The sequence below is a fragment of the Marinobacter sp. bablab_jr008 genome, assembly GCF_016464145.1.
Classification (GTDB): Bacteria; Pseudomonadota; Gammaproteobacteria; order Pseudomonadales; family Oleiphilaceae; genus Marinobacter; species Marinobacter nauticus.
In genome coordinates this window covers 1-14,428 of record NZ_JACDWW010000062.1, presented here as the reverse complement: position 1 = coordinate 14,428, position 14,428 = coordinate 1, and the positions used below count along the sequence as shown (strand labels likewise).

The 14,428-nt window shown below is 56.8% G+C and carries 12 protein-coding genes; 10 read left to right on the top strand and 2 right to left on the bottom strand.

Going from position 1 to position 14,428, the window contains the following annotated elements:
* Window positions 1-48: 48 nt before the first annotated feature.
* Entirely contained in the window at window positions 49-1,713 is a 1,665-nt protein-coding gene (locus JIF53_RS11960) for an NAD+ synthase (RefSeq protein WP_199452560.1), read from the top strand.
* Window positions 1,714-1,721: 8 nt separating this feature from the next.
* On the opposite strand, the gene JIF53_RS11955 is transcribed toward JIF53_RS11960, so the two are convergent.
* The gene (locus JIF53_RS11955) at window positions 1,722-2,555 is read right to left on the bottom strand and encodes an outer membrane protein assembly factor BamD (RefSeq protein WP_199452559.1); all 834 of its coding nucleotides are present in this window, start codon (window positions 2,553-2,555) and stop codon (window positions 1,722-1,724) included.
* A 172-nt stretch (window positions 2,556-2,727) separates the two neighbouring features.
* On the opposite strand from JIF53_RS11955, the gene rluD reads away from it, so the two are divergent.
* The 3 genes from rluD (at window position 2,728) to clpB (ending at window position 7,207) form a co-directional block, all read left to right on the top strand.
* Entirely contained in the window at window positions 2,728-3,705 is a 978-nt protein-coding gene (gene rluD, locus JIF53_RS11950; protein ID WP_023010891.1) for a 23S rRNA pseudouridine(1911/1915/1917) synthase RluD, read from the top strand.
* Window positions 3,706-3,754: 49 nt separating this feature from the next.
* Window positions 3,755-4,453 carry a peptidoglycan editing factor PgeF gene (gene pgeF / locus JIF53_RS11945; RefSeq protein WP_206769591.1) on the top strand — a complete coding sequence of 233 codons (699 nt, stop codon included), beginning with the start codon at window positions 3,755-3,757 and terminating at the stop codon, window positions 4,451-4,453.
* Window positions 4,454-4,627: 174 nt separating this feature from the next.
* Window positions 4,628-7,207: an ATP-dependent chaperone ClpB gene (gene clpB, locus JIF53_RS11940; RefSeq protein WP_199452558.1), complete on the top strand. Its 2,580-nt coding sequence runs from the start codon at window positions 4,628-4,630 to the stop codon at window positions 7,205-7,207.
* A gap of 80 nt (window positions 7,208-7,287) precedes the next feature.
* Here clpB and JIF53_RS11935 read toward each other — a convergent pair whose 3' ends face one another.
* Window positions 7,288-7,764 carry a DUF4124 domain-containing protein gene (locus tag JIF53_RS11935; RefSeq protein WP_199452557.1) on the bottom strand — a complete coding sequence of 159 codons (477 nt, stop codon included), beginning with the start codon at window positions 7,762-7,764 and terminating at the stop codon, window positions 7,288-7,290.
* A 470-nt stretch (window positions 7,765-8,234) separates the two neighbouring features.
* Here JIF53_RS11935 and JIF53_RS11930 point away from each other — a divergent pair, with 470 nt between their 5' ends.
* The 6 genes from JIF53_RS11930 to JIF53_RS11905 all read left to right on the top strand — a co-directional run bounded on the left by JIF53_RS11930 (window position 8,235) and on the right by JIF53_RS11905 (window position 14,114).
* Window positions 8,235-9,953: an acetolactate synthase 3 large subunit gene (locus JIF53_RS11930; RefSeq protein ID WP_011784400.1), complete on the top strand. Its 1,719-nt coding sequence runs from the start codon at window positions 8,235-8,237 to the stop codon at window positions 9,951-9,953.
* 2 nt (window positions 9,954-9,955) lie between these two features.
* A complete protein-coding gene (gene ilvN, locus JIF53_RS11925; RefSeq protein ID WP_011784401.1) occupies window positions 9,956-10,447 on the top strand; it encodes an acetolactate synthase small subunit in 492 nt (163 codons plus the stop codon).
* A gap of 65 nt (window positions 10,448-10,512) precedes the next feature.
* Complete coding sequence (gene ilvC / locus JIF53_RS11920) at window positions 10,513-11,529, top strand: ketol-acid reductoisomerase (protein ID WP_114434758.1); 1,017 nt, start codon at window positions 10,513-10,515, stop codon at window positions 11,527-11,529.
* 90 nt (window positions 11,530-11,619) lie between these two features.
* Entirely contained in the window at window positions 11,620-12,435 is an 816-nt protein-coding gene (pssA, locus tag JIF53_RS11915) for a CDP-diacylglycerol--serine O-phosphatidyltransferase (protein ID WP_114434757.1), read from the top strand.
* A gap of 87 nt (window positions 12,436-12,522) precedes the next feature.
* Window positions 12,523-13,497 carry a protein-methionine-sulfoxide reductase catalytic subunit MsrP gene (gene msrP, locus JIF53_RS11910; RefSeq protein WP_199452556.1) on the top strand — a complete coding sequence of 325 codons (975 nt, stop codon included), beginning with the start codon at window positions 12,523-12,525 and terminating at the stop codon, window positions 13,495-13,497.
* Complete coding sequence (locus tag JIF53_RS11905; RefSeq protein WP_199452606.1) at window positions 13,497-14,114, top strand: sulfite oxidase heme-binding subunit YedZ; 618 nt, start codon at window positions 13,497-13,499, stop codon at window positions 14,112-14,114. The genes msrP and JIF53_RS11905 overlap by 1 nt, the downstream gene beginning before the upstream one ends.
* Window positions 14,115-14,428 lie beyond the last annotated feature (314 nt).

Genomic DNA, 14,428 nt, shown 5'->3' with positions numbered 1-14,428 from the left:
ACGGGTTATAATAGCCTTTTAACGGCAACAAGTTACAGGAGCCAGTCCATGCCGGAAGCCGGTCAAACATCCGAGAGCCAGAACGCCGCCAGAAAACTCCGCGTTGTTATGGCGCAACTGGATTTCCTGGTTGGAGATATTCCGGGCAATACCGATCTGATTCTGGAGGCAACCCAGCGGGCCTGGGCGGAGCTTCAGGCCGATATCGTTGTCTTTCCGGAGCTGTGCCTGACCGGCTACCCGCCGGAGGATCTCCTGTTGCGCCCAAGTCTGGACCTTCGCGTGCGCGAAGCACTGGAAAAGCTGCAAAGTGCGGCACTGCCTCCGGTGATGGTCATCGGGGCTCCTATTCGCTCTGGAGGGTTGCTATATAATGCGGCGCTGGTGATTGAAGCTGGTCAGATTCGCGGTCGCTACTTCAAACGCTTCCCGCCGAACTACCAGGTTTTTGACGAAAAGCGCTATTTCGCCGAAGGTTCCGACACACTGGTGCTCGACATTAAAGGCCAGCCTGTCGGCATTACCGTGTGTGAGGATCTCTGGAAAGATGGCCCTGTGGAAGATGCGGCAGCCGCGGGTGCCCGACTTATCCTTAATCTCAATGCCTCGCCCTACGACATCGATAAACAGGCCCGTCGCAAGGCTTTGCTCGAGCGCAAGTCCCGGGAGAACCGGGTCAGCATCGTCTACGTGAACCTGGTGGGTGGTCAGGATGAGCTGGTGTTTGATGGCGGCTCCATGGTGTACGACCACTCGGGTGGGCTGTCTGCGGAGGTGTCTCAGTTCGAGGAGGGGCTGTACCCGGTGGATTTCCTGTGCGAGCACCATTGTCAGCCGATTTCTCGGCCATTACCGCCAGAACCGCAGCTGGAAGCCAATGTTTACAGTGCCTTGGTAACCGGCGTACGGGATTACGTCAACAAGAATGGTTTCAAGTCAGTGGTGTTGGGCCTGTCTGGCGGCATCGATTCGGCGGTTACACTGGCGGTTGCGGTGGATGCCCTGGGCAAGGAGCGTGTGCGCGCGGTGATGATGCCGTTCCGGTATACCTCCAGCATCAGCCTGGAAGATGCCGAGGCCGAGGCCACCGCCCTGGGTGTGCAGTATGACGTGTTCTCCATTGAGCCCATGTACGATGCCTTCATGGCGGCTCTGGCAGAACCTTTTGCAGGCACAAAGCCGGATACCACCGAGGAAAACCTTCAGGCCCGTCTGCGGGGCGTGCTGCTTATGTCACTGTCCAACAAGTTTGGCTCTTTGGTGCTTACGACCGGCAACAAGAGTGAAATGGCGGTTGGTTATTCCACGCTTTACGGTGACATGGCGGGTGGCTTTGATGTTCTGAAGGATGTGCCGAAAACGCTGGTTTTCCGGCTGGCGCGCTACCGCAATACCCTGTCACCAGTGATTCCGGAGCGGGTGATTACCCGCCCGCCCTCAGCCGAGCTGGCGCCAGACCAGAAAGATGAGGACAGCTTGCCGGGCTATGACGTGCTGGATCAGATTCTGAACCTATACGTGGAGCGTGATTACAGTGCCGATGCTATCGTCGCGGAAGGGTTTGAGCGCGAGGATGTGGACAGGGTGGTCAGGCTGGTTGATATCAATGAATACAAGCGCCGCCAGGCCCCCATCGGTGTTCGTATTACCGAACGGGGCTTTGGCAAAGACAGACGCTATCCCATTACCAATGGCTGGAAGAGCGGGAAGTAATCCCGCTCTTACTCATCCCCCATCAGACCGAAGGTCACCACGTTGGTCAATGAGCGGTTCTGGCGGCGAAGAAGATCCGATTCGTACTCACCGTTGTCATTGAAGGCGTCGCTGTTCGGGAAGTTTTTTCTCAGCGTGGCAATGGCATCGTTGGCGCCCTTTTTCAGCTCCAGAAAGCGGAAGGTATCCGCCATGATCATCAGAGCCTCTTCCACTGAAGGCGAAGACGGGTAGTTCTCCACTACGTAGCGAGCGCGGTTGTTGGCGGCCACGTAGGCCTCACGCTTGATGTAGTAGCGTGCGGCGTGCAGCTCCAGTTCAGCCATGCGGTTGCGGATGGCGATCATACGCTGGCGGGCGTCCAGGGCATATTCACTGTCCGGAAACCGGTTCAGCAGCTGTGAGAAATCGCGGAAGGCCTGCAGCTGCTCGCCGGGATTGCGCGCGGCCACATCAACAGGGAAGTAGCGGGCGGCCAGGCCAAGGTCCAGGTTGTAGGAGGCTAGCCCTCTCATATAGAGGGCATAGTCCAGGTGATCACTCTGCGGATTCAGGCGCATGAAGCGGTCGGCGGCGGCCCGGGAGCCTTCAAGGTCGAGGTTCTGATAACGGGCAAAGATCAGATCGAGCTGAGCCTGTTCGGCATAGCGGCCGAATGGATAATAGGTTTCCAGGGCATCCAGGTTCTGTTCGGCTTCGTTGAAGTTGCCCGAGTTCATGGCCTCACGGGCATTCTCGTAATAGGTCTGTTCCGGCAGGACTTCCACCTCCTTCTGGGACGCACAGCCGGCGGCTAGCGCAAAAAGTGTGGAAAGTAGCAGTAATCGAACGACTGATCTCATGCCGGAATCCCGTATAATGTTCAGAACTTGTGGTTGGATTGGTCATTGTAACGGGGAAGGCTGTCTGTGTGCAGTGTTTCCCGATATTGGCACCAGAATCTGACCGAAACGTAACATCGCCGCCTGTCCGGCGGCCGTCTGCGCCAGAAACCAACGGCGAAAACGAGGCTGAATGACTTCCGAAAACCGAATTACCGGCCAATTTACCGTACCGCCGGAACTCAGCGACAAGCGGCTGGATCAGGCCGCGGCGGAGCTGATGCCCGAGCATTCCCGCTCCCGCCTGCAATCCTGGATCAAGAGCGGAGCCCTGACGGTGAACGGTAAATCCCGCAAGCCGCGGGACAAGGTAATGATGGGCGATTCCCTGGCGCTCAATGCTGAGCCTGAAGTGCAGGTGACCTGGGAAGCCGAACCCATCAGCCTGGATATCGTCTACGAAGATGAGCACTTGCTGGTGATTAACAAGCCGGCCGGGTTGGTGGTGCACCCAGCGGCCGGCCATTCTGATGGCACGCTGGTGAACGCCCTGCTGAATTACGCGCCGGAAGTGGAAAACCTGCCGAGGGCAGGTATTGTTCACCGCCTGGACAAGGATACCTCCGGCATCATGGTGGTGGCCCGCAGCCTGATTGCACATACCTCCCTGGTAGACCAGCTGCAAACACGCACGATGGGGCGGGAGTATGAGGCCGTGGTGGTGGGCGCGCTGACCGGTGGTGCAACAGTTGACGCACCTATTGGCCGTCATCCGCAGGATCGTAAACGCATGGCCGTGGTTTCCAGTGGCAAACCGGCGGTCACCCATTACCGCCTGCTGGAGCGTTTTGCCGCGCATACCCTGGTTCGTTGCAAGCTGGAAAGTGGCCGCACCCATCAGATCCGTGTGCACATGGCGCATGTGCGCCACCCGCTGGTTGGTGATCCTGCCTACGGTGGGCGTCTGCGGTTGCCCAAAGGCACTACAGAGGAGCTTCGGGATGTACTGGCTGCGTTCACCCGGCAGGCCCTGCATGCGAGACAGTTGACCCTTGAGCATCCGGAAACGGGTGAGATTCTGAGCTGGGAGGTGCCGCTACCAGAGGATATGGTTCACCTGATCGAAGCTCTGCGCAAACACGCCCGGGAGCTGGAAGAACGTGATTTCTGACAACTACATCCTGAGGCCGAGTTGGTCCGCACCGGGGGCGGTGCAAGCCATGTGCACGACTCGCAAGGGAGGCGTCAGTGAGGCGCCGTGGAGTTCGCTCAACCTCGGGGATCATGTCGGGGATAGCCCTGAATCTGTCGCCGAAAACCGGCAGCGCCTGGCCCGCTTCACGGGGTTAGAGGTGGATCGGATTGGCTGGTTGAATCAGGTGCATGGTGCGAGGGTGGTCGAGCTTACACCCGACAACGCTCAACAGGTTCCTGAAGCGGATGCCAGTTTCACCCGATCGCCCGGCCTTAGTTGTGCCATTCTGACTGCCGACTGCCTGCCCGTAGTGATTGCGGATTCCGATGGAACCGTAGTGGGGGCTGCTCACGCCGGCTGGCGCAGCCTCAGCGGAGGCGTGCTGGAAAACCTGGTCAGTGCGATGGCGGTTGAGCCTGACAAGCTTTCGGCCTGGCTGGGCCCCGCCATTGGTCCCGACAGTTTCGAAGTTGGCCCGGAAGTGCGCGAAGCGTTTGTTCAGCACAGTCCGGAAGCTGCGAAAGCCTTTGACACCAAGGGTGCCCGCCCGGGCCATTTCATGGCCGATATCTACAGTCTGGCAACCCTGCGTCTGAGTCAGGTTGGTGTCTCGTCCGTCGCTGGCGGTAGTCTGTGCACCGTTCAGGATCGGGAATGGTTCTTTTCCTATCGCCGGGATGGTCAAACCGGCCGTATGGCCACCCTGGTCTGGCTAAAATCCTGAAGTCTCGATAGCTCTTCCTGATGTGTTAACTGACAGCCGTCAAATTTCTGACGAATTGCGGTCTGCCCAACTTGAACTCCCCCCACTTGCCCCTACATTAAGTTTCAAAGCAATCGGAATATCCGGACCACAGGGTTGATCGGTATTCACTACGAATTTTGGGGATAAGAGCACATGAGAATCGACAAGCTCACCAGCAAGCTGCAAACCGCGTTGGCGGATGCGCAGTCCATCGCGGTTGGCAAAGACCATAACTTCATCGAGCCCGTGCATCTGATGCAGGCCCTGCTGGACCAGCAGGGAAGCTCCATTAAACCGCTGCTCAAACAAGTGGGGGTTGAGCCCGGCCGGGTAAGACAGGCCGTGGCGAAGGAAATTGAGAACCTGCCGGAGGTGCAGGGCAATGCCGGCGATGTGTCCATGTCGAACGACATGGGGCGACTGTTTAACATTTCCGACAAGCTGGCCCAGAAGCGGGGTGACCAGTTCATATCCAGTGAGCTGGTTCTGCTGGCGGCGGTTGAAGACCGCGGTTCCCTGGGGCGCATTCTGCGAGAGCAAGGCGTTGACAAGGCCGCGCTGGAAAAGGCCATTGACGAAGTGCGCGGGGGAGAGTCGGTGAACGATGCCGGCGCGGAGGAAAACCGTCAGGCCCTGTCAAAGTACACCATTGATCTTACCGAGCGGGCCGAGGCCGGCAAGCTGGACCCGGTGATTGGTCGCGACGATGAAATCCGTCGCACCATTCAGGTACTGCAACGCCGGCGCAAGAACAACCCCGTGCTGATCGGTGAGCCCGGTGTGGGTAAAACCGCGATTGTGGAGGGGCTGGCTCAGCGTATCGTCAACGGAGAGGTGCCCGATGGCCTGAAAGACAAGAAAGTACTGTCGCTGGACATGGGCGCATTGATTGCCGGCGCCAAGTTCCGAGGTGAGTTTGAGGAGCGCCTGAAGGCAGTGCTTAATGAGCTGTCGAAACAGGAAGGCCAGATCATCCTGTTCATTGACGAGATCCACACCATGGTGGGCGCCGGTAAAGCCGAAGGTTCCATGGATGCCGGCAACATGCTGAAGCCGGCCCTGGCCCGGGGCGAGTTGCACTGTGTCGGCGCCACCACGCTGAATGAGTACCGGGAAAATATTGAAAAAGACGCAGCACTGGAGCGCCGTTTCCAGAAAGTGCTGGTCAGCGAGCCCAGTGAGGAAGATACCATCGCCATCCTGCGTGGGCTGAAAGAGCGCTATGAGGTTCACCATGGGGTTGAGGTAACGGATGGCGCCATCATCGCGGCCGCCAAGCTGTCTCATCGATATATTACCGATCGTCAGTTGCCGGATAAGGCCATTGACCTGGTGGATGAAGCGGCCAGCCAGATCCGTATGGAAATGGACTCCAAGCCTGAGGCTCTGGATCGTCTGGAGCGCCGGCTGATTCAGCTCAAGATTGAGCGGGAAGCCCTGAAAAAGGAAACCGACGCAGCCTCTAAGAAGCGGTTGGAAGAGCTGTCGGCGGTTATTGGCAATGTTGAGCGCGAATACGCCGACCTTGAGGAAGTCTGGAACACTGAAAAGGCGGCTCTGCACGGCTCCCAGAAGATCAAGAGCCAGCTGGAGCAGGCCCGGATTGACCTGGAGAATGCCCGCCGTGCAGGGGATCTGGGTAAGATGTCCGAGCTGCAGTACGGCAAGATCCCGGAGCTGGAGCGCCAACTGGATATGGCCAGCCAGGCGGAAATGATGGAAATGAAGCTGTTGCGCAACCGGGTCACGGATGAAGAAATTGCGGAAATCGTTTCAAAGTGGACCGGGATTCCGGTATCCAAGATGCTGGAGGGGGAGCGCGACAAGCTGATGCGCATGGAGGAAGCCCTCCACGATCGGGTCATTGGCCAGGATGAGGCCGTGGAAGCGGTATCCAATGCGGTGCGCCGGTCCCGGGCTGGACTGTCGGATCCGAATCGTCCCAATGGTTCTTTCTTGTTCCTCGGGCCGACCGGGGTGGGGAAGACCGAGTTGTGCAAGGCGCTGGCAAACTTCCTGTTCGATACCGAAGAGGCCATGGTTCGCATCGATATGTCGGAATTCATGGAGAAGCACTCGGTCGCCCGTTTGATTGGTGCGCCTCCCGGATATGTGGGGTATGAAGAGGGTGGCTACCTGACCGAGGCCGTGCGTCGCCGGCCCTACTCGGTTCTGCTTCTGGATGAGGTTGAAAAGGCGCACCCGGATGTCTTCAACATCCTGCTTCAGGTGCTGGATGATGGGCGTCTGACCGATGGTCAGGGTCGCACGGTCGACTTCCGCAACACAGTGGTGGTGATGACCTCAAATCTGGGTTCCCACATCATTCAGGAGAAGGCCGGAGAAGAGAACTACGAAGACATGAAGTCGGCGGTGATGGAAGTGGTTGGCTCTCATTTCCGGCCGGAGTTCATTAATCGTGTGGATGAAGTTGTGGTGTTCCATCCGCTGGCGGAGTCCCAGATTCAGGGCATCGCCCGTATCCAGATTGAGAATCTGGCTCGTCGCCTGAAGGATCAGGATATGAAGCTGGAGCTCGGAGACGACGTGATGCAGTTGCTGGCGGAAGTGGGGTACGACCCGGTTTATGGCGCTCGGCCGCTGAAGCGGGCGATTCAGCGCATGATCGAAAATCCGCTGGCGCAGAAGCTGCTACAGGGTGACTTTGTGCCCGGCGATACCATTCGCGCAACGGTTCAGGAAGACCGGCTGGTGTTCAGTAAGAACGGCTGAGGGCGGGACCTCAGCTGCTGAAAAAGAAAAGGGCGGAAGGCACGAGTCTCCGCCCTTTTCTGTTCTCCGAACCTTCGGGTTTAACGCTCGCTACTGCCTTCTTGTTCCGGGCCACAGTTTTCGTCTGCAATTTCCTGGAATTTCTGGCGCTGCTGCTCGATTTCCTCAGGGCTCAGATACCGGGTTTCACCGTTTTCCTCCACGCGGATACGAGCGTTGCTGTTGATCACCTCAAGATTGGAGCGTGCCGTGGCGCAATTGGCTTCGCGCTGTTTCCGGCGAGCTTCCTCAACCGCAGATTCTTCTCGTTGCTGTTGCTCTGCCGCCTGCTGCTCCTGCAGTTCGCCCAGCTGTTCCTGGGCGCTTCGCCGCTGCACACCAGCACCCTGACTGGTGCCGGAACGAACGTTGACCTGCTCTGCGTTCTGGCCGGTTGGCTGCCGGTCGCCAAAGTGCGTTACACCGTTCTCGTCTGTCCACTTATAGACCGAAGCGCTGGTCGCAAGGCCGGGTGCGGCCGCCATCAATACCGTCAGCAATAATATTTTTCGGTTCATGTCTCTGCTCGTCACTTGGTTACTGCCTGTGGCTATCATGCCATCGGATGGCCGGATTTTCCTGTCTCTGGTTCAAAATCTTGCACGCAGTTTTGCACAGTATGGCAGAGAGAGGCGAATTCCGGGGTAATTAAGCCACAGCGCCTATTGACAGCGAGTTTCCCGCTGTCAGAATTACCGATTGCCTGAAGACTGGGGTCAATACGGCAGGCAATCCCGAGCGAGTATCCCCCGTTAATCACCACACTGCGTTCGCCAGCGCTTGGCGGGCCTTGGTTGTTGCTTACGTGCAACCCGTTGATTGGCCGTTCTCCGCAACCCTCAGGAGGGCGGCTGGCCAGGAGACAACCTCTTTAGTTTTAGTGTGGAGGAGTACGCCGGTTCCGCTTTCACAAGAAGCAGGGAAACCGAGAATCCAGGCAACCGGGGCGTAACCCGGCTCATTCACTCGTAGAAGAGGGTAGAAAATCGTGGAGTTATTGTCTGGCGCCGATATGCTGATCCGCTCCCTGCAGGATGAAGGGATCGAATACATATACGGCTATCCGGGTGGTGCAGCCCTTCATATTTATGATGCGCTGTTCAGGCAGGACAAAGTCAAGCATATTCTGGTTCGGCACGAACAGGCGGCGGTCCACATGGCCGACGGCTATGCCCGTGCAACCGGAAAACCAGGTACCGTACTGGTGACCTCGGGTCCTGGAGCCACCAACACTATTACCGGCATTGCCACCGCGTTCATGGATTCCATCCCCATGGTGGTTCTGTGCGGCCAGGTTGCATCCACCCTTATTGGTGAGGATGCCTTCCAGGAAACCGATATGATCGGTGTTTCCCGTCCGGTGGTTAAGCACAATCTGAGCGTTCGTCACCCCGAGGAAATCCCTGAGGTAATCCGCAAGGCATACTACATCGCTGCTACCGGTCGTCCCGGTCCGGTTGTGGTTGATATCCCGAAGGATATGACCACACCGAATGAGCGCTATGAGTACTCCTATCCCAAGAAGGTCAAGCTGCGCTCCTATAACCCGGCGGTTCGTGGCCATGCCGGTCAGATCAAAAAAGCCGTCGACATGCTGATGGCGGCCAAACGCCCGGTCATCTATGCCGGCGGCGGTGTGATCCTGGGCAAGGCTTCCAGCCAGTTGACCGAGCTGACCCGGACCCTGGGCTTCCCTATCACCAACACCCTGATGGGCATCGGTTGCTATCCGGCGACTGACAAACAGCACCTGGGCTGGCTGGGTATGCACGGTACCTATGAAGCCAACATGGCGATGCACCATTCAGATCTGATTCTCTGTGTGGGCGCGCGCTTTGATGATCGCGTGACCAACGCCACCGAGAAGTTCTGCCCGGGCGCGCGCATTATTCATATCGATATCGACCCGGCATCTATCTCAAAGACCATAGATGCAGACGTGCCCATTGTCGGCCCGGTGGATGCGGTACTGAAAGAAATGCTGTCGCTGGTAAAAGAATCCAGGGACAAGCCGGATGCCGAGGCGCTGGCATCGTGGTGGAAGCAGATTGAAGAGTGGCGCGCGTTCCACGGCATGCGTTACGAGACCAGCCCGGATGTAATCAAGCCCCAGGAAGTGGTCGAGATGCTCTGGAAGCTCACCAATGGTGATGCCTTCGTAACCACCGATGTAGGTCAGCACCAGATGTTTGCTGCCCAGTACTACAAGTTTGACAAGCCGAACCGATGGATCAACTCCGGTGGCCTCGGCACCATGGGCTTCGGCCTGCCAGCCGCCATGGGCATCAAACTGACCCATCCGGAAGATGAAGTGCTGTGCTTCACTGGTGAAGGCAGTATCCAGATGAATATCCAGGAACTGTCCACCTGCAAGCAGTACGATCTGCCGGTGAAGATCATCAACCTGAATAACCAGGCTCTGGGCATGGTTAAGCAGTGGCAGGACATGAATTACGAGTCCCGCCATTCCCAGTCTTACATGGAGTCTTTGCCGGACTTCATCAAGCTGGCGGAAGCGTATGGTCATGTGGGTGTGCGCATTGATCGCAAGGAAGACCTGGAGCCCAAGCTCAAGGAAGTCCTGGCCATGAAAGACAAACTGGTGTTTGTCGATATCTATGTGGACCGCTTTGAGCATGTCTATCCCATGCAGGTCGCTCGAGGATCCATGAAAGACATGTGGCTCAGCAAAACGGAGAGGGTGTGATCATGCGTCGAATCATTTCTGTTTTGCTGGAAAACGAACCCGGCGCACTGTCTCGTGTGGTTGGCCTGTTTTCGCAGCGCAACTACAACATCGAAACCCTGACCGTAGCGCCCACGGAAGACGAAACCCTGTCTCGCCTGACTGTCACCACGACAGGTTCCGACAAGGTGATCGAGCAGATCACCAAGCAGCTGAACAAGCTGATCGAAGTGGTCAAGCTGGTGGATCTGACCGAGGGCGCTCACATAGAGCGGGAGCTGATGCTGGTCAAGCTCAAGGCAACCGGATCCCAGCGTGCCGAGATCAAGCGCACGGTGGATATCTTCCGTGGCCAGATTGTGGATGTCACCAGTTCTGTCTACACCGTGCAGCTTGCCGGCGACAGTGAAAAGCTGGATGGCTTCATTCAGGCAGTGGGCACTTCGGGTGTTCTGGAAGTTGTTCGCACTGGCGTATCTGGCATTGCCCGTGGCGAAAAGGTACTCAGCCTGTAAGGGCTGCCGAAACAAATCGAAAATCATGGCCCCGAGGGGCCATTACATACATATAGAGGTTTCTCATGCAGGTTTATTACGATAAAGATTGTGATCTTTCCATCATCCAAGGCAAGAAAGTTGCCATTCTGGGCTTCGGCTCTCAGGGCCACGCCCACGCGTGCAACCTGAAGGATTCCGGTGTAGACGTGGTTGTTGGTCTGCGTTCCGGTTCATCCTCCATCGCCAAGGCTGAAGCCTATGGACTGAAGACCAGCGATGTGGCTTCTGCCGTTGCATCTGCAGACGTGGTCATGGTTCTGACGCCGGACGAGTTCCAGGCCCAGCTGTACCGTGAGGAAATCGAGCCGAACCTGAAGCAGGGTGCTACCCTGGCCTTCGCTCACGGCTTCGCGATTCACTACAACCAGATCGTTCCGCGCAAAGATCTGGACGTGATCATGGTTGCCCCGAAGGCTCCGGGCCACACTGTGCGCACCGAGTTCACCAAGGGCGGTGGTATCCCTGACCTGATTGCGATCTTCCAGGACGCGTCCGGCAACGCCAAGAACGTAGCCCTGTCCTACGCCAGCGGCATCGGCGGCGGCCGTACCGGTATCATCGAAACCACCTTCAAAGACGAAACCGAAACCGATCTGTTCGGTGAGCAGGCGGTTCTGTGTGGTGGCGCGGTTGAGCTGGTTAAAGCCGGCTTCGAAACCCTGACCGAAGCGGGCTACGCTCCGGAAATGGCGTACTTCGAGTGTCTGCACGAGCTGAAGCTGATCGTTGACCTGATGTACGAAGGCGGCATCGCCAACATGAATTACTCCATCTCCAACAACGCCGAGTACGGTGAGTACGTAACCGGTCCGGAGGTGATCAACGAGCAGTCCCGCGAAGCCATGCGCAACGCACTGAAGCGCATCCAGAGCGGCGAATACGCCAAGATGTTCATCTCTGAAGGTGCCCTGAACTATCCGTCCATGACCGCTCGCCGTCGCCAGAATGCGGCTCACGAGATCGAGACCGTGGGCGAGAAGCTGCGTTCCATGATGCCGTGGATTTCCGCGAACAAGATCGTGGACAAAGACAAGAACTGATCCGGATTTTCGGTAAGGTTTGGAAACGCGGCCCCTTGTGGCCGCGTTTTTCGTTTATACTCCGCCCAAATGCTTTCCGGAGTTTATGGAATGACTGAAGAAAAGAATACCGTGGAAAAATCAGAAACCAGGAAAGCCGCAGATCCGGAAATTGAGCCCGGTGAAGTGGTTGAAGAGGAGCTTGTTGAGGGGACCAAGGTTCGTCGCAAAGGCATTTACCTGCTTCCCAACGCGCTGACGACTGCCTCTCTGTTCTCTGGATTCTATGCGATTGTTTCTGCCGCCAATGGTGTCTTCGACAATGCTGCTATTGCCATTTTTGTGTCCATGATTCTGGATGGGCTGGATGGCCGTGTCGCCCGGATGACAAATACCCAGAGCAAATTCGGTGAGGAATACGACAGCCTTGCCGACATGGTGGCCTTCGGTGTTGCGCCCGGCCTGGTGGCCTTTTTCTGGTCCCTCAACGGATTGGACAAAGTGGGCTGGGTGGTTACGTTCATCTACGTGGCTGGCGCAGCATTGCGGTTGGCTCGGTTCAATACCCAGATCGGCTCCGTGGACAAAAAATACTTTGTGGGCCTGCCCAGTCCATCGGCAGCTGCCTGTGTTGCGGGGCTGGTGTGGTGTTTCCACAGTTTCGAGCCATCGTCCTGGCTGACGTTGCTGACAATTATCGTTGTGGCCGGAACCGGTGTGCTGATGGTCAGCAATATTCTTTACCGCAGCTTCAAGGATCTCGATCTTCGAGGTCGGGTGCCTTTCGCGGCAATACTTCTGGTGGTGCTGGTGTTTGTGGTGATCGCCCTTGATCCCGCCACCGTACTCTTCACCGGGTTCCTGATTTACGCACTTTCCGGCCCGGTCCGGGCTCTGTTCCGTCGCAAGCCGGCCCGCGCTCGGTAGGACTTACCCCTCGGCCGAGTGAATCGGCCGGGAATTTTCTCGGGAACCTCCGGTCAGTTACCTCAAGTAATGAATTGGAGGTTCCCGATGCTTATCAAGCGCCGCCCGTCGTGGGCTCTGTCAGAATCTGAAGTGACGCCTGAGTCCGTCTACCTGAACCGGCGGAAATTCATGGCCGGGACGATGGCATCCGCTGCGGCGCTGACCATGCCGGCCCTTCTCAAGGCGGAGGAGGGCGGAATTCCTGGCGACGCCCTGCAGTATAAGGCCATGCCGGCGTTTTCTACCGACGAAAAGAAAGCGCCTTACCCCGCGATTACTTCCTACAACAACTTTTATGAGTTTGGTACGGACAAAGGCGACCCTGCGCGCTATGCCGATGCCATGTCGGTCGATCCCTGGTCTGTATCTGTCGAAGGTGAATGTGCAAAGACAGGCGCCTATGCGCTGGAAGATCTGCTGAAGCCTCACCAGTATCAGGAGCGTATTTACCGGTTGCGTTGTGTGGAAGCCTGGTCGATGGTGATTCCGTGGGTCGGTGTGCCGTTGGCCGAAGTGCTCGCCAGTCTGCAGCCGACATCAAAAGCTAAATACGTCTACTTCGAAACGCTTCATGATCCGGACCAGATGCGTGGGCAGCGCTCCATGTTCAGCGTGATTGACTGGCCCTACCGGGAGGGGCTCCGGATGGACGAGGCCATGAACGAGTTGTCGTTTCTGGCCATTGGTTTGTACGGCAAGACCCTGCCAAACCAGAATGGTGCGCCGATCCGCCTGGTTGTGCCGTGGAAGTATGGCTTCAAGAGCATCAAGTCGATCGTCCGTATCCGCTTCATGGAGGAGCGACCCAAGACCAGCTGGGAGATGATTGCGCCTGAAGAGTATGGCTTCTATGCCAACGTGAATCCGGAAGTGGATCATCCGCGCTGGAGTCAGAAACGTGAGCGTCGCCTGCCCTCTGGTTTGTTGAGTCCGAACTGGATCGAGACAGTGAAGTTTAACGGCTATGGTGAACAGGTCGCTCATCTATACAAGGATATGGATCTTTCCAGGTATTATTGATGGCATCCAAGGCTTCTCGTCAATTTCCCTATGCTCCGGTTAAAGTCCTGGTTTTTCTGTCCTGCCTGATTCCGCTCGCGTTGATCGGGTGGGACATCCAGAGTGGTAATCTGGGGCCTGATCCAGGCCAGACCATTACAGAAGCGCTCGGTATCGCAGCGTTCCAGTTTCTACTGATAACGCTTTTAATATCGCCATTGCGGAAAATCACAGGTTGGGCCGGTTGGCTCCGATTCCGCAGGATGCTGGGCCTGTACGCTTTCTTCTATGCGACTTTGCATGTGCTCGCCTTTCTCCAGTTTATCCTTGGTTGGTTTGATCTCTGGGCAACCTTTACCAAACGCCCCTATATCATCGCGGGCGGGTTGGCCTTCCTGTTGATGGTTCCGCTGGCGGCAACGTCTACCAGAGGCATGATGAAAAGAGTGGGGCGTGGCTGGAAACCATTACATCGTCTTATCTACAGTTCGGCGGTTCTGGCCTGGGTTCATTTCCTGTGGCAGGCACGCAGCGATGTGACCGAAATGATGATCTACGGGTTGGCGCTGGCTGTAATACTGGGTGCCAGGGTGTACTGGTCTGGTTTCTCCACCCTCATTCCTCTGAAAAGAACGTGATTTTGGTCAAGTTCTAAACGTTTTGGTGGGTGTTTGATCACTCGCATAGGTGGAAACCGAAGCCCGGTAAAATAAATTGAAAATGGGCGTTGACAGTTTTCCTGAGGGCTGTAGAATGCGCACCACTTCTGAGGGACACGGCAGACAACGCCGGTTCACGAGGAACGCAACTGCTTGAAAGTGTTCGAAAATTTGCTTCAAAAATTCTTCGAAAAAAGTGGTTGACAGGGCAGCGGAACGATGTAGAATACGCGGCCTTGATTGAGCAACAGCTCAAACGCTCTTTAAAAAGTTAACCAAGTAATTCGTGTGGG